Consider the following 23257-nt stretch of genomic DNA (forward strand, 5'->3'; position numbering starts at 1 on the left):
GATAAAAGTATGCCCTGCATCGAGTAGACTAATTGATTTTGGTCTGACCAATATGTTTCTTGGCTTGACGCCACTAGCATGTCGATGGTATTAGGGCAAGTTTATAACATAAAGTAAATGAAAGCTCTATCATATTGATGAAATAAAGTTGGATAAGAGGATAAAAAAACCCAGTGGCTTTATGTGTACCATAATGTGTCTAGCGACGCGCTGACCAAATTTTTGCAGTGCTGAGCTTTGAAAAAATCAGCGCGATAAAAAATAAAATGGCTAATATCAATACAATAGAAAGTCCTGTCTGAATATCTAGCCAAATGCTTCCCCAAACGCCTAAAGTCACGCCAAGCTGTGCGATCAGTAGCGATATAATGACCATTTGTTTTGGCGATGATGACCATAAACGTGCCGTTAGTGCTGGTAATACCAATAAACCGCTGATTAGTAAACTACCAACTGCTTGCAGGGCAATTGCACAAAATCCCGCCAATACGCCCATAAAGAACAGCCGCTGGCGTGTCGGATTAATACCCTGAATGCGTGCCAGTGCTTCATGAGTGGCAAGCTTTATTTGTGCAGGCCATATATACATGAGTAGACCGAGTCCTACCAGCACGCTACCAGCAAGTAAGGGTAAGTCGGCCCAATCAAGCTCCAGCAAATTACCAAATAAAAATCCCAGCACGTTTGCTTGTTGGTCAGTTAACTGGGTCAAAGCCAATAAACCTAAGCATAACAAGGACACCGCCACGACGGCCAAAACCGCATCGACAGGCAAGCGCTCATCGTCAATCAATACTAGCCCTAGCACCACCATGACGCTGACCAGTGCAATGCCAATGCCCATGGGTAATTGCCACCATACTGCTAATGCCACACCAAGCAAGGTACCATGTGCTAAAGCATCAGCAAAAAAGGCCATACGTCGCCACAAGACTAAGCAACCTAGAGGCGCTGATAGTAGCGCTAAAATACTGCCAGCGATCCAAGCGGGGGCAATGATGGCTAACCAAGCAGTCATAATAAATATCCGTAAAAGTTTTTATAAAGCTCAACGCTTGATGTGTATTTGATGCATCAAGCTTCAATATGTTTTATATTTGTGAATGTTCAACGCGCCGTAATGATTATAGTTCGCTTGGGGCGTGATGCTCACAGGCATGCGGTTGATGCACATAAGGCTGCTCATAATGATGCCCAAATAGCTTTTGAAATTCACTACTAATGGCAAGCTCGCTTGGTTGTCCCTCACAGCAAATATGTTTATTAAGACAAATCACGCGTCGACTGCCTTTCATTACCCAGTGCAAATCATGCGATACCACCAGCATGGCACAACGCAAAAACTCCGGCAGCTCATCAATAAACTGATAGAGCCAAACCTCAGTATCAGGGTCCAGTCCTTGCATCGGCTCATCTAAAATTAATAAGTTAGGTTTGTCTAACAATGCTCGCGCGAGCAAGACCCTTTGTGTCTCACCACCTGACAGGTGCAGCATTTGTCGCGATAGTAAGTGTGTCAATGACAAATTATCAAAGATAAAGTGACGCTGCTCAGACGTTAAGCGCCTTTTATCTGCTTGTGCCAATAAATCGCAGACTCGTAATGGCAATATCGGTGGTACAGTAAAGCGCTGCGGCACATAGCCAAGCTGTAACTTCTGATGAGAGTGAATGTGCCCTTTAGTTGGCTCAATCAACCCTAAAATAAGTTTAACCAACGTTGACTTACCAGCGCCATTTGGTCCAATAAGACTGACTGTTTCATTAACCGCAATGTCGATATCAATATGTGAGAGTAAGCGTTGATGCCCAATATCGTAGCTGATATTGCTTAGGCTCAGCAGTTTACTCGCATTATTAATGGTATTGCCATCAACAGCGGAAAAGTTCGGTTGATTAGACGGTGAGGTAGACAGGCTCATAGTATGACAACTAATAGGTGAATGGGTAATACAAATAAAAAATGGATGATAAAGACTTACGCTTCAGTGGTTAGGGCGTGTTACTGGCACGCTTGGCAACGACCACTTAGCTCAATCACACTGCGTTTCACGATAAATCCAACGTCTTGCTCAGCAAAACTCATCATCTCCTGTACGGGCACACTGCTACATTCTTGTACACGCTGACATTGACTACAGATTAAAAATGCTGCGGTATGCTGGGCGCGTGGGTGACAGCAGGGCACATAAGCATTGATAGAGGTCAATTGATGTATCAAGCCTTCACTCAATAAAAACTCAAGACTCCGATAGACAGTGGGTGGCGCGACATTTTTTGGCGCTTGTTTTTTTGAAGTGAGCGCTTTAGATGGCGCTTTCGTCGGAGGCTGTTGCGAGCTAAGTGCTTCGATGCTGTCATCATTATTATTAGGCTCTGATAAGCGCATTTGTTGCAATTGCGTGATCAAATCATATGCACCGATAGGTTTATTGGCTGCCAATACCAATTGATATATTTGCTGGCGCAATGGGGTAAAGCGTGCACCGTTCAGGCGACATTGTTCTTTTGCTGCCATTAGGCGCTCTGTCACGTCATGTGGCGTAAAGTCCTGCACATCATGTAAATGTTCGCAGACTGATAAACTGGTGGACATGGTGCAAGCTCCTACAAAAAAATGGTACTGTTATTATAGTATTTTATATTGTTATAGTATAACATAATAAAAATTAAAGCAGATAAGTGATCTTGGTTTATTTATTGATGCCTTGGTGATCACTCAGAGACAACGGCGATAACGGCGATAACGTTGAAATATTTTCACTTATATTTTTATTATTCATACATTAAAGAATCTATTATGAACTCAGTTTTCAAATATTTTTTATGCTCAAGCATTATACTACAGCGATGGCTTATTACGGGCATAGTTGCGTTAGGCGTCTCTACTGTGAGTGCACAAGCGGCAACAGTCAGCGTGAGTAACTATCCGCTGTTTTTATTGAGTCAGGCAGTGACTGAAGGTGCACCACCTGCCAAGCAACTATTACAGGCAGGGGAGGTTGGTCATCATGGCAGTATTAGCCCGGGCGATATTAAAGCCATTCAAGACAGTAAGTTTGTCGTGTGGTTTGGTGAGCCACTAGAAAATAACTTGGCAGCAAGCCTTAATACCGCACCCAATGCGATTGCCTTATTTGAATTTGATGCTTTTAATCGCCATCCGCTACGTGATGTCAAAGGCAAGCCGATCGCTGGTACCTTGGATCCACATATATGGCTAGATCCTGAAAATGCCAAAGCTATTACTCGTGCGCTCGCTGTGATTCATAGTCATGCCAATCCAAAATACAAAGATCTCTATCAAACTAATGCGAAAAATTTTGCACAGCAATTAGATAAAAATGTGGCGGCGTTTAAGCAAAACTCTGTCCAAAATAATAAAACACGTCCTTACTGGGCATATCATGATGCCTATCAGTATATTGAAGATAGCTTGAATTTAAAACTTATCGGTAGCCTTAGCACAGATCATCATCTGGCCCCAAAAGCAAGCCAAATACGCTGGCTTAATGAGCAGCGTCCAGCCAAGCAAATGTGTTTGGTTAGCCCAAGCCAACCAGCTAAAGGTCTACTCGCTAAGTTACAGCCTGTCAAAACCACCGTACAACCTGAAGATATGAGCAATAGCAAAGACTTTGTGAGTGGCTGGCAGACGATGGCACAGCAAATCTATCAATGTATATCGTAGGATAACTGATTAATTATTAGGATAATTGATTAACTATAATGGCTTGCAACGCTTGAGAAGCCATTATGTATTCGTGTTTTAACGGCTATCAATTGACCAGTAAATATGGGATCTATGAGTGATTCAGCTAGGTTACTGATAAAAGGTATATTTTACTTGCTTAACGGTCGTATGCTCCTTATAATGAGTTGCGTTTTATTTTGGTTAAAAGGTAACACCTATAGAGTGAGCCGTTCACGGATAAAAGTGGCGCAAGTATGCTACCTTATCCCAATGCTGTAAGGCTATAGGATGACATTACCGATGACCAAGCCTGCCAAACGCACACAAAAAGATAAAATTGGCATATACATCAAACGTCAAGCGTGGATATTATTTATCCTTACTGTTATTGCTTGGATTTTAGATGTTAGCTGGCTACATAGTGAGCTTACTGTCGCAAAAAGTGCCGCTATTGGTGCGCTACTCAGTTTTGCTACGCAGGCCGTATTTGCTTTTTTTATCTTTTGGTACACTGGATATCGCGCGCGCCAACATATTGTTAGCCAGCTATATCGAGGTCAAATGGCCAAATGGCTATTGACTGTGTTTGGTTTCGCACTAATTTTTATTACCGTACAACCCCTATCTGCGCCTGCGCTGTTTATCGGTTTTATGGTAATGCAAATTAGTCACAGTTGGATGTTGTGGCACATACGCTAGCGTTAATAGATGATAACTATATCAATAGTTAGATGATTGATAGCGCGAGGCAAGTCACCCTGCCGTCCAGCTTCTCTATGACTGGTTTCATGATAAAGTCAAAACATACAAAACTGTCTAAAGACAGCGCCAATGATCATAAAGACTGTGATATGAGCGTTTAAGATATGCATAGCGCGTGATGATAAAGTTGATGTAAGTCAGCTCTTAGTATCGTCTCTAATTAAATTCTTACAATTTAATTAATTACGCAAAGCTATGTTAGTAAACGTTAATAGTCGCTAACTTATTCATACCGCGGATAAAAAAGTCATAATTGACTTTACACGAATACAACGCTGCATTAAGATAGGCAGCTAAATATTTTGCTTACGCACGCTGTATTAAGCGTCGATCGCGGAGACGCGGCAGTAAGTAAACACAGATATAATAATTTTGCGTACATATGCAAGGGCTATTACTGATTCATCATAAGCCCTTTTTTGATAGCTAAAATTTATCTTTCACTATCAAATCGCGCATTAGTAATAGAACTATGGGTTGGATGTTGTTGGTTACATGGGTGTTTTAGTATGGTTTATTTATTTGCTTAGCTGCAAGACAAATAGAAACGCTAAATCCCATCAGATGACAACCATATTTTTGGTAGTTGATTAAATCGTTGATTAATAAGAAGCTTACATTATGGCATCCGAGCAAACATCATCAGAATATATCTCTCACCACTTAACGAATTGGACGTACGGCTATTTGCCGGGTGAAGGCTGGAAAGTTGCCTATACTGCTGAAGAAGCAGGGTTAATGGGCTTTAAAGCTATCCATCTTGACTCTATGCTATGGTCAGTTGGTCTGGGTATCCTGTTTTGTACCATCTTTTGGATGGTTGCCAAAAAAGTCACTTCAGGCGTGCCAGGCAAAACTCAGGCAGCGGTTGAGTTGATCGTTGAGTTTGTTGATAACAACGTTCGTGATTCTTACAGTGGTACCTCAAAACTGATTGCGCCGCTGGCGTTGACTATTTTTGTGTGGATCTTCTTGATGAACTTGATGGATCTGTTGCCTATTGACTTTATTCCAAGTCTTGCAGGGCAAGTTGGCGCTATGATGGGTCATGATCCACATCATGTGTTCTTCAAGATTGTTCCAACGACCGATCCTAATATCACGCTTGGCATGTCGTTCTCTGTCTTTGCGCTGATTATCTTTTATAGTATTAAAGAAAAAGGTTTAGGTGGCTTTATTGGTGAGCTAACACTGCATCCATTTAGTGCCAAAAACCCAATCATGCAAGCTATTTTAATTCCCATTAACTTCATTTTAGAAGCCGTTACTTTGATTGCTAAACCTGTATCACTTGGTTTGCGTCTATTCGGTAACATGTATGCTGGGGAATTGATTTTCATACTGATTGCTCTAATGCCGTTTTGGATTCAATGGGCGTTATCGGTACCGTGGGCTATCTTCCACATCTTAATTATTACACTTCAAGCGTTCGTATTTATGATGCTGACGATAGTTTACATGTCGCTTGCATCATCAACTGAACATTAATTAGACATTCAATAGGTAAATGAGGATACATCAATGGATCCAGTATTAGGTGGTTACACAGTTATCGCAGTAGCAATACTTATCGGTCTTGGCGCACTTGGCACAGGTATTGGTTTTGCTATTCTAGGTGGCAAGTTCTTAGAAGGCGTTGCGCGTCAGCCAGAACTTGGCTCACAATTGCAAACTCGTATGTTCATCGTAGCAGGTCTTCTTGATGCTATTCCGATGATCGGTGTTGGTATTGCTATGCTATTGTTATTCGCTAACCCTCTAGCAGGTTAATCCGAAAGCTCAGTTGTAAATGTTTGGTACTCAAGGATTCTCTATCAAATATAGTCAAGATTTGACTGCCAAACATGATCAATGAAACTGATTTTTCATTAACAAAGAGGTGATCACGTGAATATCAATTTTACCCTCGTCGGTCAAGCCATTGCTTTTGCAATATTTGTGGTTTTTTGCATGAAATTCGTGTGGCCACCACTTATTGGTGCCATCAATGAGCGTCAGCGTAAAATTGCTGAAGGCCTGAATGCCGCAGAGAAAGCAAAAGCAGATTTGGCGACCGCGGAGCAAGATGTGCAGCAGGAGCTTGATCTTGCAAAGACCAAAGCTGCTGCCCTAATCGAGCAAGCGAACAAGAGTGCCAACCAGCTTGTCGAAGATGCAAAATTGCAGGCCCAAGTGGAAGGCGAGCGCATTCGTCAACAAGCGCAAGCGTCTATCGACCAAGAAATCAATCAAGCGCGTGAATCATTACGTGCCCAAGTTGCTGAACTGGCTGTACTTGGTGCAGAAAAGATTTTGCAAGACAAAGTCGATGTGCAAAAACATGCCAGTATGTTAGACCAACTGGCGGCAAAGCTGTAACTGTGAGGATATAATGGCTGACTTATCAACCTTAGCACGACCCTACGCTAGAGCCGCGTTTGACTATGCCAACGAAAACGGGGCCGTAAACGAATGGGAAAATTTCTTGTTTGTCGCCAGTGCAATTGTCAATGACAAAGCGTTCCGTACATGGCTAGAAAATCCAGCCGTAACGGCTGAGCATAAGTCAGCTGCTTTGGTTGATCTTTATGACTCACAAGTGGCTGGTGATAGCGACTCTGCTTTTAAACAGCTACTAGGCGAGAGCAAAGGCTCTCGTTATGGTAATAGTATTAGCTATCCTAAAGTGTCACCAGCGCTCAATAATTTTATTAAGCAGTTGGCGCAGCAAGAGCGTCTAGCGCTGCTTCCTGAAGTTTATGAGCATTATCGCCGCCACAAGGCAATAAGCTTAAAGCAGCTTGACGCTTACGTGACCTCTGCCTATCCATTGACCGACGCCCAGCGTGAAATGCTTCAAATGCGTCTTGCCGAATCGCTAAATGCTAGTGTGGTGATTCATGAATCGGTCGATCCAAGTCTATTGGCAGGCGCTACCATCAAAGTCGGTGACAAAATCATTGATGATTCGATGCGCGGCAAGTTACAACAGTTAAAAACACAGCTAACTGCCTAATGCCATTTACCGGCGCAGTCATATATGAACTGTGTGATAGTAAGAGCATTTAAGTCAGTGGGCGGGTTATCATAAATTAAAGGAAACAAGGCAATGCAACAATTGAATCCAGCGGAAATCAGTAACCTGATTAAGCAGCGTATTCAAGACCTTGATGCGGGTGCAACTGCAAAGAATGAAGGCACGATTGTCAAAGTATCTGACGGTATCGTGCAGATTCATGGTCTTGAAGATGCCATGTACGGCGAAATGATTGAGTTTGAAGGCGAAATCTATGGAATGGCGCTTAACTTAGAGCGTGATTCTGTCGGCGCGGTAGTACTTGGTGATTACCTAAAGCTGCAAGAAGGTCAAAAAGCCTATTGTACTGGTCGTATTCTTGAAGTACCAGTAGGTCCTGAGCTGCTAGGCCGTGTTGTTGACGCCTTGGGAAATCCTATTGATGGCAAAGGTCCTATTGATGCCAAAATGACTGACAAAGTCGAAAAAATCGCCCCAGGCGTTATTGATCGTCAGTCAGTAGATCAGCCAGTAATGACAGGCTATAAAGCCGTTGATACCATGATTCCAATCGGTCGTGGTCAACGTGAGCTTATCATTGGTGACCGTCAGACGGGTAAAACTGCTATGGCGATCGATGCGATCATCGCGCAGAAATCATCTGGTATCAAGTGTGTATACGTCGCAATCGGTCAGAAACGTTCTACCATTGCAAACGTCGTACGCAAGCTTGAGCAAACTGGTGCCCTAGAATATACCACGGTTGTGGTTGCTTCAGCATCAGAGCCAGCAGCACTACAGTACATCGCACCGTACTCAGGTTGTACGATGGGTGAATACTTCCGTGACCGCGGCGAAGATGCATTGATCGTATTTGATGACTTATCAAAACAAGCCGTTGCTTATCGTCAAATTTCACTATTGCTACGTCGTCCGCCAGGTCGTGAAGCGTATCCTGGTGATGTATTCTATTTACACTCACGTTTACTTGAGCGTGCATCACGCGTAAACGCGGCGTACGTAGAAAAATTCACCAATGGTGAAGTAGTTGGTAAAACCGGTTCATTGACCGCCTTACCTATTATTGAAACCCAAGCTGGTGACGTATCTGCATTCGTACCGACTAACGTAATTTCAATCACCGATGGTCAGATCTTCTTAGAATCAAGCCTATTTAACTCAGGTATCCGTCCAGCAGTTAACGCTGGTATCTCGGTATCTCGTGTTGGTGGTGCTGCTCAGACTAAGATCATTAAAAAGCTATCCGGTGGTATCCGTACTGCACTAGCTCAGTATCGTGAATTGGCCGCCTTTGCTCAGTTTGCATCAGACCTTGATGACGCAACGCGCGAACAGCTTGATCATGGTGAGCGTGTGACAGAATTGATGAAGCAGAAGCAGTATCAGCCAATGTCTATCTCTGAGCAAGCCGCAGTTATCTATGCATCGAATGAAGGCTTTTTAGCGGACGTTCCTGTTGAAAAAATCGGTTCTTTTGAAGAAGCTTACTTACGCTATATGCATGATGAGCAAAGTGAATTGATGCGTGAGATTGATGATACTGCGAATTACAATGATGATATCGCAGGTCGTTTAAAGTCATCTTTAGAGACCTTTAAACAAAATCACAGTTATTAATTTAACGGGTTAAGCCGAATTGGTTATGGCTGTCTTTGATAGCTAATAAAGTGGCGCGTTGTCTAATTAGATACTTGCGCCACTGTTTTAACCATTGACGGTATTAGATCGCGTCATGCACAAAATATAAAATATTAATCTGTTAGATTGATGCTATATATTAAATAATTGTCGCATGCGCCAATGCTTTTTAACCCTCTTATATTGGAATCATTATGGCAAGCTTAAAAGAGATACGTGCCAAAGTCACCAGTATTAAAAGCACCCAAAAAATTACTCGTGCTATGCAAATGGTTGCGGCAAGTAAAATGCGCCGTGCCCAAGAGCGCATGGAAGTGGGTCGCCCGTATGCTGATAGTATGCGCCGGGTTATTTCACATTTGGTGCATGCCTCATCAGACTATAAACATCCGTATATGGTCTCGCGTCCAGTCAATAAGGTTGGCTATATTGTCATTACCTCTGATCGCGGTCTGGCGGGTGGTTTGAATATTAACTTATTCAAAGCTTTATCTAAGAGTATCCAGCAATATCAAGATCAATCTGTACAAGCTGAATTTGCCGTTATCGGCGCCAAAGGCGTTAGCTTTTTTAAAAACTTTGGTGGTAGCGTAACGTCTGCAGTAACTGACTATGGTGATAAGCCGACGTTTGAGCAGATAAACGCACCGGTTCAAGCGATGCTTGATGATTATACTAACGGTAAAATAGACCGCATCTACGTGGTTTATAATAAGTTTGTGAACGCTATGACCCAAAAGCCAACTGTCAATCAGTTGGTGCCTTTACCAGACAGTGCGTTTGGTGAAGAAGAGAGCGGCATTCAAACAGAGCTTAGCTGGGATTATATCTACGAGCCTGATATCAAAACATTGATTGATGAGTTGCTTGGCCGTTATATTGAGTCGATTGTCTATCAAGCGGTAATGGAAAACATTGCCTCTGAGCAGTCCTCACGTATGGTTGCAATGAAAGCGGCGACAGATAATGCTGGTGACCTAATTAACGATTTACAGTTGGTTTATAACAAGCTGCGTCAAGCGGCGATTACCCGAGAAATCTCGGAAATCGTTGGCGGTGCTGCTGCTGTTTCATAATTGACTACACCTATATATAGAAGTTCAAGGAGAACGCAATGAGTAGCGGTCGTATTGTACAGATTATTGGCGCGGTTCTTGACGTTGAGTTCAACCGTAGTGAAGTTCCTCAGATTTATGATGCCTTGCAAGTAGACGGTACCGAAACCACCCTAGAAGTACAGCAACAACTGGGTGATGGCATCGTCCGTACTATCGCAATGGGTTCAACTGAAGGCCTAAAACGTAACTTAACAGTGACTAACACCGGTGCACCTATTGCTGTACCTGTTGGTATCGGTACGCTTGGTCGCATTATGGATGTTCTTGGTCGTCCTATCGATGAAGAAGGTCCTGTTGTTGCTGACGAAAAGTGGTCTATCCACCGTGAAGCGCCAAGCTACGCAGATCAGTCAAACAGCACTGAGCTGTTAGAAACTGGTATTAAAGTTATTGATCTACTTTGCCCGTTTGCTAAAGGTGGTAAAGTTGGTCTATTTGGTGGTGCTGGTGTTGGTAAAACCGTTAACATGATGGAGCTGATCAATAACATCGCTCTAAAACATGAAGGTTTGTCAGTATTTGCTGGCGTTGGTGAGCGTACGCGTGAAGGTAACGATTTCTATCACGAAATGCAAGAAGCGGGCGTTGTAAACACTGAAGACTTTAGCAAATCTAAAGTTGCGATGGTATACGGTCAGATGAATGAGCCACCGGGTAACCGCTTGCGTGTTGCGTTGTCTGGTTTGACTATGGCTGAGTACTTCCGTGATACCAAAGATCCTGCTACTGGCAAAGGTCGTGACGTATTGCTGTTTGTTGATAACATCTATCGTTATACACTAGCCGGTACGGAAGTATCAGCACTACTTGGTCGTATGCCATCAGCGGTTGGTTATCAGCCAACACTTGCTGAAGAGATGGGTATGCTACAAGAGCGTATTACCTCAACTCAGTCAGGTTCTATTACTTCTGTGCAAGCAGTATATGTCCCTGCGGATGATTTGACGGATCCATCACCAGCAACGACGTTTGCTCACTTGGATGCAACCGTTGTACTGAGCCGTGATATCGCCTCACAAGGTATCTATCCTGCGGTTGATCCACTAGATTCAACGTCACGTCAGCTTGATCCATTAGTAATTGGTGAAGAGCATTATAACGTTGCTCGTGGCGTGCAAGAAATTTTGCAGCGCTATCGAGAGTTAAAAGACATCATCGCTATCTTGGGTATGGATGAATTATCAGAAGAAGATAAACTAGTCGTTTATCGTTCGCGTAAGATTCAGCGCTTCTTGTCACAGCCATTCCACGTTGCTGAAGTCTTTACTGGCGCACCTGGTAAATATGTACCACTACGTGATACCATTGCTAGCTTCAAAGCAATCATCGCTGGTGAATACGATGACCTACCAGAGCAAGCGTTCTATATGGCTGGTGGCATCGATGAAGTTGTTGCTAAAGCAGAAAAAATGAAATCTACTGCAGCGTAAGTTGTGTTAGCATTTGCTAAAGGGCAGATAGATCATAATGAGTCTATTTGCCAGTTAGTAACGCCTCGCAGTTTTGATTGTGTTTTGATCGTAAGGAGTTAAGTATGGCAACGTTACAATGTCGCGTCGTAAGTGCTCGTGAAGAGTTGTATTCAGGCGAAATTAGCATGTTAATAGCTACTGGTACCGAAGGCGAGATTGGTGTATTGCCAGGTCACACACCGCTTATTACTTTGTTAAAACCGGGTGCGATGCGAGTGCAAACACCAAACGGTGAAGAAGAAGTGATTTATGTATCAGGCGGTGTCTTAGAAGTACAGCCGAAGATGGTTACCGTATTGGCTGATACAGCTATGCGTGCACATAACCTTGATGAAAGCAAAATTGTCGAAGCACGTAAAAAGGCTGAGCAGATGCTTGTCAATCAATCGGATACTGTACAGACTAATGCAGCTTTAGCATCATTAGCAGAGTCTGTGGCACAGCTACAGACTATCCGTAAGTACAAAAACCGCGCTTAATTTTTTGTGGAAAAGGTTAGGGTGTCTCTTTGACTCTTTCCACAGACATAAAAAAACAGTCCATGATGGGCTGTTTTTTTATGTCTATTATTTAATCTCATATGCTTTTCAACAAGAGTTAAATACGTGATCGATAATATAATTTTAATCTCGATAAATAGTTTTTTTAATATGAACATTGATTATCTATAAATCCACTAACTATACATTCAATAATAGTAAACAATATTAGGGTAATAATCAAAAAGTCACTAGCGATAAAGATGATATGTCGCTATATTAGACGTAATAGGAATGATAGTATTGAGTAGTAAATCAAGTATCCTACCGTTATTTGCTGCATTAAGATTATCTAATCGTAGATATTTAGGTGAGGAAAGGTTCGTAAAAAACATTTCACTTGCTATTATTCGTATAAAGCTCATAATTTTTGGACGCAAACTAAAGTTTTAATGGGTGTAGTTTATAGGTTTTGTTAACGACTATAAGCTATAGTATAGGAAGCTGACTGTTTAATAGTATACTGTGCTACCAAGTTTGTAACAGCTATACGAACATCAATTGTGCCACTTAATGGTGCTATTAATTTACCGCTCTTACTTTTACTGCTTTTAAATGAGATGTATTAGAGGATATAACAATGACAACGAATGAAGAAGACAACACCCCCCGAATTTTGATTGTTGAGGATGATGAGCGTCTGGCCATGTTGACTCAAGATTACTTGGTCAAAAACGGTTTAGAAGTCGCTATCGAAACCGATGGCAATCGCGCTATACGCCGCATCGTCAGTGAGCAACCAGATTTGGTCGTACTTGATGTCATGCTTCCTGGTAGCGACGGACTGACGGTATGCCGTGAAGTACGCCCGCACTATCAGAATCCTATTTTGATGCTGACTGCGCGTACTGAGGATATGGATCAGGTACTAGGTCTTGAGATGGGTGCTGATGATTATGTCGCTAAACCTGCTCAGCCACGTGTCTTGCTAGCGCGTATTCGTGCGTTATTACGTCGCTCAGAAAATGCACCATCAGAAGATGTGCCACAGCGCCTAGAATTTGGTGAACTGGTCATTGATAACGGTGGTCGTTCAGTGAATTTAGGTGATGAGTTGGTTGATTTCACCAGTGCTGAATATGACTTATTATGGTTGCTTGCTTCTAATGCTGGTCGTATCTTATCGCGTGAAGATATCTTTGAGCGTCTACGTGGTATCGAATATGATGGTCAGGATCGTTCAATTGACGTTCGTATCTCACGCATTCGTCCAAAAATCGGTGATGATCCAGAAAATCCAAAACGTATCAAAACCGTTCGTAGTAAAGGGTATTTGTTCGTAAAAGAAGGTAACTAAGTCAGTTTTGCTCCGGCAACGGCTTATTGCTCATCAGCGTGACCAAAGAAACCAGCAATGATGCTGGTTTTTTTGTGGCTAAATTTTAATTTTTGAACTTAAATACAGCGTTATGTGGTTTAATTAAGCAATTATTTCGGGTGCTGGCCAAATACACACGATGTAAATGGATTTGTAGGTGATGGTCAGTCATAAGTCAAAATACAGCAGCCAGAATGGTTTTTTATTCAATAGTGTTTGATATCATTTATCACGCAGCGCTTGTCTGCTGAATGATATCAGCAGTTTTTATTCATTAAGTTGGTTACGGCACGTATGTCATTAGTCTCTTCTTTAAAACACAGTATTTTTGTTCGTATTTATGCTGGGCTACTCATAGTCTGTTTGTGTGTGGCATTGTTTGCTCAGCTGTTGATGGAGACCATCAATAAAGAGCGCGTCCAATCCTATCGTGAAAACATGGCAACTGGGGCTTTTCATCTGGTGAGTGAAGGCATTGCTCATCAGGAAAGTGAAGAGCAGCGTGAATATTGGTTGTCTGATGCCAGTAGTTTATTTGGCTCAGAATTCAGAGTTTTACCTATTGATGAAGTGGACTTTAATGCCAGTGAACTGCGACGTTTTGAAAATGGCAATACGGTCGTTCGTTATGTCGAACAACCTGTCTATGCCGATGTTTATTATCGTCTACCGGACAATCAAAGCGTTTTGACTGCCAGAATATCGGAAGTGACCGAACAGCAAGTACGGGCAATCGCTGTGTTTTTATTGGACGATTTGTCTTACTATATGACGTTATCTGACAAGCGTGCTCGTTTGGCTGAACTGGAAAAAGAGTTTTCCTTTCCGTTAGAGTTTAAAGCTGTCAATACGCTGAATTTGGATAGCGATCAGCTTGCACGATTACGCCGTGATGAAGTGGTTATTTCCTTACAAGATACGAATACCAGCAAAAGTAATTCGGCCATTAGGGTGATAGTGCCTTCTGAAATCAATGACATGGCGATATTGATTGGTCCTGTGCCATTATTCAATTGGTTTCCGCTTAATCTGATTATTAGTATGATTCTTATCAGTATGTTTTTAATCAGCTTAGGCGTGTATGCACTGATTTTCCCACTTGAGCGTAAGCTGCAGTTGATTCAGGTCGGTGTCAATGAAGTGAGTAAAGGCAATCTTGAAAGTCAAGTTCAAGTAATTGGGCAGGATGAAATTGCCCGCTTAGCCGCGACTTTTAATGCCATGACTGCTCATATCAAGCGCCTCATTGAGTCTCAGCGAGAATTAACGCGAGCGGTGTCACATGAGCTTCGCACACCGGTGGCTCGCATTCGTTTTGCGGTTGATATGCTGGCGGATACGGATGACGAAGACTCGCGTTTTATGCAACGTGATTTTATTGATGAAGATATCGAAGCGCTTAATGGTTTGATTGATGAGATTTTGACTTATGCCAAACTAGAAGAGGGTTCACCAAAGCTGGATTTAGAACCCGTCAATCTTAGAGAGTTACTGGAGCAGATTGAGCGTGAAACCAATGCCCTAGGTAAGCCTATCAAAATAGTGACAAAGCTGCCGAATGCTAAAGTAACCGCTGTCGCAGATAGACGTTATTTACACCGTGTGATTCAGAACCTTGCGGGCAACGCCTTGCGTTATGCAGAGACCACAATCATCATTAGTGCTGGCGTCAAAAAAGGCAATGCTTTTGTTAGTGTTGAGGATGATGGTCATGGTATTCCAGAAGCAGATCGCGAAAAAGTATTTATTCCATTTTCACGCTTAGATGACAGTCGCACGCGAGCCTCAGGTGGCTATGGTTTAGGCTTGTCTATTGTATCGCGCATTGCCTTTTGGTTTAATGGTAGTATGAAAGTAGATGAGAGCCGAGAGCTTGGTGGGGCACGATTTGTCATGACGTGGCCTATCAAACCACTGACACAAATTCTGGCTGCTGATGAACTGACTCAAGAAAAAGGCGAGCGTGATTTTGACGGTAACTGATGCAACTGCACAAGATTGCCGTTATTTTTTAATATAAAAACAGCCGTATAAATTAAGCAGTGTGTGACAGATAAATTTGCTCATTTTTAAAATGAGGACACACCCTAGGTAGAATCATCGACTAATTTATGATTGGTAATGGTTTGAAGTGGTTTTTTAAAAGTAACCTAAAGGTAAAGGAGGGCAAGGGATGCCATATTTATTTGGTGGCTTGGTGGTGTTAAATGCAATAACGTTGGGTTATTATTTATTCTTGCAGCAGCCATCGACGACACAAACGTTAATAGCAGCGCAAGAAAATATTACTCAGCCATTAGCGTTTACGAATAGTGCCAAACATATTCCACCCATCATTGGAACGAGAGACTAGGTGTTATAAACCCAAATGGTCGCAGCGAATTGTTTTGACCATTTGTTGGCTTTAGTGGTGGACCATTCAGCCGCTATCAGTCTTCTTTACGCCATGTCGTATTATCAGAGACAGGCATTTTTTCTGTATCGGCTGCGACAGTCGTATCTCCAGCAACCTTGGAAATTAGAGGAATACGCACGCATACTTGTAGACCACCGTCGGGATGGTTAATGGCTTCGACCGTACCATGATGCAATCTGGCGATACGGTCTACAATCGCTAGACCTAAACCACTGCCTTGGGTGGTACGCGCTGTCTCTCCACGTTCAAAAGGCTGCATAATACGTTCTAACTGATCTTCTGCAACCCCATCACCACAGTCACGTACACATATTAGCAATTGTTCTTGTGCTTCTCTATTAACGACATTTTCACTGACGACATCGCTATCTTCATCCTCAACGGTTTCCATAAAGGTTGGCACAACAGTCGCTGACAGGTAAATGGGCGGTTTGCCATAACGCTTGGCATTATTGACCAAATTGATAACAAGGCGTTTGATAGACATGGGGCGCACAGGGACCACTTTGTGACACTCCGATTGGTAGATGAACTCCATTGGCGCAAATTGGACCATAATCTCATTAAAGATGGTATCCAAATTGGTCAGGCTGACTGGCTCATCGGAGCCATCTTTCATGAACGAGATAAACTGCTCTAGAATGGCATCCATGTCTTCAATATCGTAAATTAACCCTTCTCGGAAAAAGTCGTCAGGTAGCATCTCAGCGGTCAAACGCATACGAGTCAAGGGTGTACGCAGATCATGCGAGATACCAGCGAGCATAATCGTACGCTCTTTTTGTGCTTGATTTAAAGTCGTGAATAAACGATTGAATGCCATGTTGACCTGACGTATCTCCGTAGGTCCTTTTTGTGTTGGCAACGTGGTGGCATGACCCAAGCGAATATAATTGGTTGCGGCACGCTGTAAATATCGTAGCGGACGATTTAATTGCCGCGCTAATAAAATAATGGTCAGCAGCGATAAAATAGGTAATCCAATGAGGAACAGCACCAACAACCCTGGACTGTATTGTGAATAATAAACCACCGGTTCACGAATCCAAAAACTGTCATCACGGCTGTCTTGCACCCAAAGCTGCGGTGTCGGTTTAAATTTAAAATACACCTCGACAGGTCGACCCAATTGCGCACCGATTTCGCGTTGTAATACATCGGTGAAGACACCGACAAAGGCCTTGTCAGACACTTCTGGAAAGTCATTAGGGTTATTCACTACCACGACATGCGAGTGTTGATAAATCCATTGGCGTACTTCAGGGCGATTTTTCCAGTCTTTGTTCACACTATTCATCAACTGCAGCTCGCTCGTCAAGTAACGCGCATGGTTTTTAAGCTCGGGTAAATAAAGACTGCGCCAAAAAAACAGGATCGACAAGCTAACACTGATAAGAACAATGAAAGAAACCATCAAGGTTGTCAGCCAAGTGTTAGAGTAAGAGCGAGTGAACCGCCCTTTGCGACGTGGTTGCGATTTTGGTGTGGTCATATGAATCCAACATATTGAAAGATGTTTTATTAAGTTTAGTATAAAGGTAGTGCCTTTAAATTTCGTTCAAAAATAACGTGTCATATTTATGAGCAGCATGAGGTTCATTATTCTTTAGCGATTGGGTAGGCAATGGCGTCATTCACTCGCTGATCATCTTATAGAGTAGCATAATCAATGAATGACACGGATGGCTTTAAAACAGTAGGCAACAATTGAATACTCAAATTTGCACCAATATAGCACTGAGTAATATAGCACTGAGCAATTTGAACATGATGTAGAGTCGGTATCCTCAGTTAAAAACCAGTCGCTATGATCAATTTTATTTTACATCGATAGGCATTTAAGCTATTGTTAATAAATAATTAAATAAGCACAGTTTATGTTTTCAATAAGTCAAGACTGTGATATAATTATGCCCTTTTTGGTATACCTGCGAAAGAGAGAATTCACATGGTTGTTATTCGTTTAGCACGGGGCGGTGCCAAGAAACGCCCATTTTATCAAGTAGTTGTTGCTGATCAACGCCGCGCGCGTGACGGTCGCTATATTGAAAACATCGGCTTTTTTAACCCACTCGCTAAAGAGTCTGAAGAAGCAGTACGCCTAAATATGGAAGCGTACAATGCGTGGATCGCAAAAGGTGCACAACCTTCAGATCGCGTTGCTTCATTGGCAAAAGCTTTTAACAAGTCTATCGCGCAAACTGAAGCAACTGCTTAAGTTTTGTGGTCACTGAGACGCTGATAGCTCGTCTATAGGCAGTCTCAATAGACTTTAGTAAAAAACATAGCGTAACTGGTCTAACTAGGTACGCCATTAACTGTTTATAGCTTTTGATTGCGTTCATCGCTTTTGATTGAAATATATTTACAATCGCTGTTTTAATCATTGTTAGGTTAGCCGTTATGTCATCTGTTCCAAACGCTAGTGCCCTTATGAAAATTGGTCAGCTTAAAAAGCCTTATGGTATTAAAGGTTGGCTTTGGGTATTTAGTGACACAGATGATCGTACGGCGATATTCGACATGCAGCCATGGTGGATGAAAACTGCCACTGGCATGAAACCTTTGACTGTGAAAGCTTGGCGTGAGCAAGGAACAGGAATTGTGGCTCAATTTGAGCAAGTTCCTGATCGTAATGTTGCTGAGACCATGAACGGGGTTACCGTTTGGGTCGAACAAAACGTTTTGCCTGAAACAGCTGAAGACGAATATTATTGGTCGGATTTGGTCAGTCTGCGCGTTATTAATGAGCAGGATGAGTATCTAGGCGACATTATCGAGATGTTTGAGACGGGTGCCCACGCTATCATGCGGGTTAAGGCAACCTCAGACAGCTTAGATAAAGAAGAGCGTCTGATTCCATGGCATAAGCAAACTGTAGTGCAGGTCAAGATGACTGAAAAAACAGTGCTGGTGGCATGGCCGAGTGATTATTGATATAAGGCCTGGCTTCATTGTTAAGTGTCGTTGATAGTCATACCGATTTATTTAACCATTATTAGCCATTGTGCAAGTAGACATCAGATGTATTTTGCCGTTATTAGTATTTTTCCTGAGATGTTTGCCACGATTCGTGAGTTTGGAATCACGGGTCGAGCAGTCACTCAGAAACAAGTGACGATTGAATGCATTAATCCGCGTGATTTTACCAGTGATAATTATCGCCGTATTGATGAGCGTCCGTATGGTGGCGGTCCTGGCATGGTGATGATGGCTGAGCCATTATCCCAAGCGATTGAGGATGCGCGCCTGCGAGCGAATCAGCACGGCTGCCGTGTCGACAAAGCGCACTGTCCGGTGATTTATATGTCGCCACAAGGACAGACGCTGAGTGAAAGTAGTGTGGTCGATATGACTGAGTATGACGGCATGATTATATTATGTGGTCGTTACGAAGGCATTGATGAGCGCTTACTGTCGCAATATGTCGACATGGAAATATCGCTTGGTGATTACGTACTTACCGGTGGTGAGCTACCAGCAATGGTGCTGATGGATAGTGTGATACGTCGTTTGCCTGATATTATGGGTGATGACAAGTCAGCTGAGCAAGACTCGTTCGTCGATGGCTTGCTTGATTGTCCACACTATACCAAGCCGCATGAGTTTGCGGGTATGGCAGTTCCTGAGGTGTTATTATCAGGTCACCATGCCAATATCGCCAAGTGGCGCTTTAGTCAGCAAGTCAGTCGTACGCAAACGCGTCGTCCAGACTTATGGCAAGCGTTCACGCCAACGATAGAGCAGGCAAAGTGGCTAAAGGCACTGGCAAAAGCCGATAAGAAATAACCTTGATAGCGATTAAAAAGATAAACAGTTAAGCAACAGAATTTTGAGCAATAATAAAACGAGTCATCGCATAGTGGCCGTTGGTCATAACCCATTTACGTTGTGTCTCACTATAAAGAGATACGATTAATTATTACAAACAGGTGATATGCGTTAAGCCTCTATTATCTAATGTGAGGAGATAACTCTCATGAGCAACAAGCATCCATTGGTTCAGGTCATCGAAAACGCTCAATTGCTTGAGCGCCCAAGCTTTGCACCCGGCGATACCGTTGTGGTTCAAGTAAAAGTACGTGAAGGTGAGCGTGAGCGTTTACAGGCTTTTGAAGGCGTTGTAATTGCTAAGCGTAACCGCGGTCTAAACTCAGCGTTTACCGTACGTAAAATCTCAAGCGGTGTTGGCGTTGAGCGTGCATTCCAATTGCATTCACCAATTATCGATAGCATTGAAGTGAAACGCCGTGGTGCTGTTCGCCGTGCGAAACTATACTACTTACGTGAGCGCTCTGGTAAATCAGCACGTATCCGCGAAAAACTTGCTCCGCGTGCAGCTGCTCCAAAGAAAACTGTCGCTAAAGCATAAGTTTAAGCATATGCTTAAACTTGCCACGTCACTTGTTAAGTGGTTTGGTAGTCAAGCAAAAGTAGATACAAGCCCTTATTCATAGGTTTATCATATAAATAAGCGGGCCATACCAAAAAAGACAGAACCCCAATCTATGCGAATGCTAGATTGGGGTTTTTGTATGTAGGATTTATAAAAATTATACTCAGTCACTTAACTGGTAACTAAGCATCGGGCGTATCCATACGATTGCTCTGATTTTTTGATTTACTATGTTTGCGCAATCGGATATAGAGCGTCTTAGTGACAGTGGCGATAACTTTTTGTTGATCATCAACGATATCTGCTTGGTATTCTCGAAATACTGGCTTACCTTCTTTCGCTAACTCCTGAATCGTGGTGATTTCATTGCTAGGAATTTTTAGGCGTGCAGTGACTTTACTATGACCAGGTGCAATAAACTCAATATGTGAGCTTTTGTCCCAGACCACGTAACTGCTACCCAATTGATGCATTAGCATTATCATATAAAATGGGTCCACCATCGAGTATAAGCTGCCACCAAACTGAGTACCAACGATGTTTTTGTTCAGCGTATTTAGCCCCATACTTACCACGCACAAACCTTGATCGAGATTGAGATGATCGATTTTGATACCAGCACCCACATACGGTGCATAAGTGTTGATACGCAGCTTAAGTAGGTGTGGTGTCAATAATGGCATGATACTTTGTTTGGCTCTGCGTTTTAGCGTCTCAAAATTGGTAGGTAGCAAACTCATAAATTCGTCCTATTACTTCTTTTATATTTTTTAGTGATACCGTTTGAGTCAAATTTTTTAGTGTACTTCTATCAAAGAGCAGTCACGAAAGGGCATTTATCATAAGTAAAAAATATCAAAACCGCTAGGCTTAAAGCGTAACTGACATGGATTTTCTATACTTACTTAAAAGTTATAATAAACTATTTATTATAACTATCTTTAATATTTAGTTATGTGATAACAAATATCTAGATACAGATAATTATTAAGAAAAAGGTCATTTATTCTAATTTAAAGTTTATATTAAGTGTGTTTTTTCCTCATGGTTTTCTATTAAGTTCAATTTTGCATTAAATGGAAACTTTAATTTATATATTATAATAGTGTATGGACTTTTTGAGTGATTCTAAGTTCGCATTTCGAGTTCTCATGTCATACAATGGCTTGCAATTTTTAATGGACGCTTTAGTTACATTAAATTTCACTATCAAATTATTAGTTAAATAAAGCCTCAGTCGACATAAGGAAATGTGATGAGTAACACTCAGATCCCTTCTTCAGGGTCTAATCAGCAGTCATCAAATCCATCCAGTTACGACAGCGAACCATCAAGTAGCTACCTTGATTTACACAAACCAAGCGCAAGCTTTGACAGTCGTGACGCTTATCTAAATCATGAATTACAAATCATGCAGCCAAAACGCTGGCGCGCTAACTTACCGTTCCGTGACTATCGTTTTGAGTACGAAGATACTATTCCAGCGATGGCCGCGACCATCGGTAAAGTCGTTATGGTGGGTGCTATTGCGGCGACCTTTGCAGGGCCGCTCGGTTTGGGTGATGCGTTTATTTTAGAAAACGTTCGTTATGAGTTATTGATTGTTTCGTTTTTTGTCATTTTATTCTCAGGCTTTCTGCTACCGACCGCCAACCTTGCAGGGACTCATGGCCCACTAATCCCGCTCATTCCTATCGTTGTTGCTGCTGGTGGTCACCCGATGGCCTTTGGTCTGCTCATCGGTGCCTTTGGATTATTATTGGCAATTAGTAAAGGGGGCAGTTTACTGGCCAATTTAACCAGTAAAGGCGTGTGCGGTGGCCTCTTGATTTACTTAGGGTTTATCGGTACCACTTCACAGGTCAAAAACCTCTTTGCTTGGGCAGAAGGAATTGGCATGTCGCACATTGCCTTTTTTATTATTTTGGCCACTATCTTGTTATATGCATTACTTGAGCATTGGCAAAAACGCTGGCTTGCGGTTCCGCTCAGCTGTGTGTTAGGTGGCGGTCTTGCATTTGCATTAGGCGCACCTTTTGAGTTTAAAACGGCACCAGGTCTACCGCATATGAATCCGATGTATTGGTGGGGCGAAAATACAGGTTGGATGCTAGGGTTACCGACGATTGAAAGCTTTATTGTGGTATTGCCGTTTGCTATTTTGGCCGTGGCAATGTGGTCACCAGATTTCTTAGGTCATCAGGTATTCCAAAAAATCAGCTACCCTAAGCGTACTGAAAAAGTGCTCATGGACATCGATGACACGATGACCAGCGCTTCATTTCGTCAGGTAGTCGGCTCCGTATTGGGTGGTGCAAACTTTGCATCATCGTGGGGTACATATATTGTACCAGCAGCGATTGCTAAACGTCCGATTCCTGCTGGTGCTTTATTGACGGCTTTATTCTGTGTCATCGCAGGTGTCTGGGGTTATCCGATGGATTTGGCCATTTGGCAACCAGTGATGTGCGTAGCCTTGATCGTTGGGGTATTTATCCCATTATTGGAGGCTGGCATGGAGATGACCCGCGAAGGTAAAACTACGCAGTCTGCTGCTATTGTGGTATTTGCTTCTGCATTGGTAAACCCTGCATTTGGTTGGTCACTCACATTATTACTTGATAACTTGGGCTTGATTGGCTCTAAAGAGCGCAGTGCCAATTTGACTAAAATGAGCCGCTGGATCATACCGGGTATTATGTTTGTGGTATTGACTGGTGTGATGGCTATCGTGGGTATGCTGCCGGGTATTCCGGCATTGATGGCAAACTTTCGCCATTGATGATAGATAATTGATTCATATGAGATTGAACAAACTAAGCCAGCATAAAGCTGGCTTTTTTATGCGTGCTATTGGAGTGATAATAAACTTGCAAAACAACGATTCT

At 42.5% G+C, this 23257-nt stretch carries 23 protein-coding genes; 18 read left to right on the forward strand and 5 right to left on the reverse strand.

The genetic code is table 11. The annotated features are described in order from the left end of the window. Positions 1 to 199 precede the first annotated feature (199 nt). The 3 genes from JFC10_RS09445 to JFC10_RS09455 all read right to left on the reverse strand — a co-directional run bounded on the left by JFC10_RS09445 (position 200) and on the right by JFC10_RS09455 (position 2596). Entirely contained in the window at positions 200 to 1018 is an 819-nt protein-coding gene (locus tag JFC10_RS09445; RefSeq protein WP_198332624.1) for a metal ABC transporter permease, read from the reverse strand. 106 nt (positions 1019 to 1124) lie between these two features. Then, on the reverse strand, positions 1125 to 1922 hold the full coding sequence (locus tag JFC10_RS09450; protein ID WP_198332625.1) for a metal ABC transporter ATP-binding protein: 798 nt from the start codon (positions 1920 to 1922) through the stop codon (positions 1125 to 1127). A gap of 80 nt (positions 1923 to 2002) precedes the next feature. Further along, positions 2003 to 2596 carry a Fur family transcriptional regulator gene (locus tag JFC10_RS09455; RefSeq protein WP_198332626.1) on the reverse strand — a complete coding sequence of 198 codons (594 nt, stop codon included), beginning with the start codon at positions 2594 to 2596 and terminating at the stop codon, positions 2003 to 2005. Between the two features lie 294 nt (positions 2597 to 2890). Here JFC10_RS09455 and JFC10_RS09460 point away from each other — a divergent pair, with 294 nt between their 5' ends. From JFC10_RS09460 to JFC10_RS09520, 13 genes are all read left to right on the forward strand, one after another. Then, positions 2891 to 3691, forward strand: a complete 801-nt coding sequence (locus JFC10_RS09460; RefSeq protein ID WP_227685961.1) for a metal ABC transporter solute-binding protein, Zn/Mn family — start codon at positions 2891 to 2893, stop codon at positions 3689 to 3691. A 291-nt stretch (positions 3692 to 3982) separates the two neighbouring features. After that, positions 3983 to 4393, forward strand: coding sequence for an ATP synthase subunit I (locus tag JFC10_RS09465; RefSeq protein WP_227685960.1), 411 nt, complete (start codon positions 3983 to 3985; stop codon positions 4391 to 4393). A 684-nt stretch (positions 4394 to 5077) separates the two neighbouring features. Further along, complete coding sequence (gene atpB, locus JFC10_RS09470) at positions 5078 to 5944, forward strand: F0F1 ATP synthase subunit A (protein ID WP_193011431.1); 867 nt, start codon at positions 5078 to 5080, stop codon at positions 5942 to 5944. 33 nt (positions 5945 to 5977) lie between these two features. Then, positions 5978 to 6226, forward strand: a complete 249-nt coding sequence (atpE, locus tag JFC10_RS09475) for a F0F1 ATP synthase subunit C (RefSeq protein WP_182407195.1) — start codon at positions 5978 to 5980, stop codon at positions 6224 to 6226. Positions 6227 to 6343: 117 nt separating this feature from the next. Beyond that, positions 6344 to 6814 carry a F0F1 ATP synthase subunit B gene (locus tag JFC10_RS09480; protein WP_193011430.1) on the forward strand — a complete coding sequence of 157 codons (471 nt, stop codon included), beginning with the start codon at positions 6344 to 6346 and terminating at the stop codon, positions 6812 to 6814. A gap of 13 nt (positions 6815 to 6827) precedes the next feature. After that, positions 6828 to 7451: a F0F1 ATP synthase subunit delta gene (locus JFC10_RS09485; RefSeq protein ID WP_198332628.1), complete on the forward strand. Its 624-nt coding sequence runs from the start codon at positions 6828 to 6830 to the stop codon at positions 7449 to 7451. A gap of 93 nt (positions 7452 to 7544) precedes the next feature. Beyond that, on the forward strand, positions 7545 to 9089 hold the full coding sequence (gene atpA, locus JFC10_RS09490; RefSeq protein WP_045445880.1) for a F0F1 ATP synthase subunit alpha: 1545 nt from the start codon (positions 7545 to 7547) through the stop codon (positions 9087 to 9089). Positions 9090 to 9304: 215 nt separating this feature from the next. Further along, positions 9305 to 10186, forward strand: coding sequence for a F0F1 ATP synthase subunit gamma (atpG, locus tag JFC10_RS09495; RefSeq protein WP_198332629.1), 882 nt, complete (start codon positions 9305 to 9307; stop codon positions 10184 to 10186). 38 nt (positions 10187 to 10224) lie between these two features. Further along, on the forward strand, positions 10225 to 11658 hold the full coding sequence (gene atpD, locus JFC10_RS09500) for a F0F1 ATP synthase subunit beta (RefSeq protein ID WP_193011427.1): 1434 nt from the start codon (positions 10225 to 10227) through the stop codon (positions 11656 to 11658). A 104-nt stretch (positions 11659 to 11762) separates the two neighbouring features. After that, the gene (locus JFC10_RS09505; RefSeq protein WP_021812807.1) at positions 11763 to 12179 is read left to right on the forward strand and encodes a F0F1 ATP synthase subunit epsilon; all 417 of its coding nucleotides are present in this window, start codon (positions 11763 to 11765) and stop codon (positions 12177 to 12179) included. Between the two features lie 640 nt (positions 12180 to 12819). Continuing rightward, a complete protein-coding gene (locus tag JFC10_RS09510) occupies positions 12820 to 13536 on the forward strand; it encodes a response regulator (RefSeq protein WP_045445894.1) in 717 nt (238 codons plus the stop codon). Between the two features lie 315 nt (positions 13537 to 13851). Next, a complete protein-coding gene (locus JFC10_RS09515; RefSeq protein ID WP_193011426.1) occupies positions 13852 to 15540 on the forward strand; it encodes an ATP-binding protein in 1689 nt (562 codons plus the stop codon). A 190-nt stretch (positions 15541 to 15730) separates the two neighbouring features. Further along, positions 15731 to 15910 carry a hypothetical protein gene (locus JFC10_RS09520; RefSeq protein ID WP_193011425.1) on the forward strand — a complete coding sequence of 60 codons (180 nt, stop codon included), beginning with the start codon at positions 15731 to 15733 and terminating at the stop codon, positions 15908 to 15910. A 76-nt stretch (positions 15911 to 15986) separates the two neighbouring features. Here JFC10_RS09520 and JFC10_RS09525 read toward each other — a convergent pair whose 3' ends face one another. Continuing rightward, the gene (locus JFC10_RS09525; RefSeq protein ID WP_198332630.1) at positions 15987 to 17465 is read right to left on the reverse strand and encodes an ATP-binding protein; all 1479 of its coding nucleotides are present in this window, start codon (positions 17463 to 17465) and stop codon (positions 15987 to 15989) included. Between the two features lie 456 nt (positions 17466 to 17921). Here JFC10_RS09525 and rpsP point away from each other — a divergent pair, with 456 nt between their 5' ends. From rpsP to rplS, 4 genes are all read left to right on the forward strand, one after another. Further along, positions 17922 to 18191, forward strand: coding sequence for a 30S ribosomal protein S16 (gene rpsP, locus JFC10_RS09530; protein WP_193011423.1), 270 nt, complete (start codon positions 17922 to 17924; stop codon positions 18189 to 18191). Positions 18192 to 18376: 185 nt separating this feature from the next. Beyond that, positions 18377 to 18910 carry a ribosome maturation factor RimM gene (rimM, locus tag JFC10_RS09535; protein WP_193011422.1) on the forward strand — a complete coding sequence of 178 codons (534 nt, stop codon included), beginning with the start codon at positions 18377 to 18379 and terminating at the stop codon, positions 18908 to 18910. Positions 18911 to 18997: 87 nt separating this feature from the next. Next, on the forward strand, positions 18998 to 19762 hold the full coding sequence (trmD, locus tag JFC10_RS09540) for a tRNA (guanosine(37)-N1)-methyltransferase TrmD (protein WP_198332631.1): 765 nt from the start codon (positions 18998 to 19000) through the stop codon (positions 19760 to 19762). A gap of 190 nt (positions 19763 to 19952) precedes the next feature. Next, the gene (rplS, locus tag JFC10_RS09545; protein WP_193011420.1) at positions 19953 to 20345 is read left to right on the forward strand and encodes a 50S ribosomal protein L19; all 393 of its coding nucleotides are present in this window, start codon (positions 19953 to 19955) and stop codon (positions 20343 to 20345) included. Positions 20346 to 20551: 206 nt separating this feature from the next. Here rplS and JFC10_RS09550 read toward each other — a convergent pair whose 3' ends face one another. Then, the gene (locus JFC10_RS09550; RefSeq protein ID WP_198332632.1) at positions 20552 to 21109 is read right to left on the reverse strand and encodes a DUF4442 domain-containing protein; all 558 of its coding nucleotides are present in this window, start codon (positions 21107 to 21109) and stop codon (positions 20552 to 20554) included. 515 nt (positions 21110 to 21624) lie between these two features. Here JFC10_RS09550 and JFC10_RS09555 point away from each other — a divergent pair. Continuing rightward, positions 21625 to 23151, forward strand: a complete 1527-nt coding sequence (locus JFC10_RS09555) for a DUF3360 family protein (protein ID WP_198332633.1) — start codon at positions 21625 to 21627, stop codon at positions 23149 to 23151. The last annotated feature ends 106 nt before the right edge of the window (positions 23152 to 23257 follow it).

Origin of the sequence: Psychrobacter aquimaris (assembly GCF_016107525.1) — a bacterium.
Lineage (GTDB): Bacteria > Pseudomonadota > Gammaproteobacteria > Pseudomonadales > Moraxellaceae > Psychrobacter > Psychrobacter aquimaris.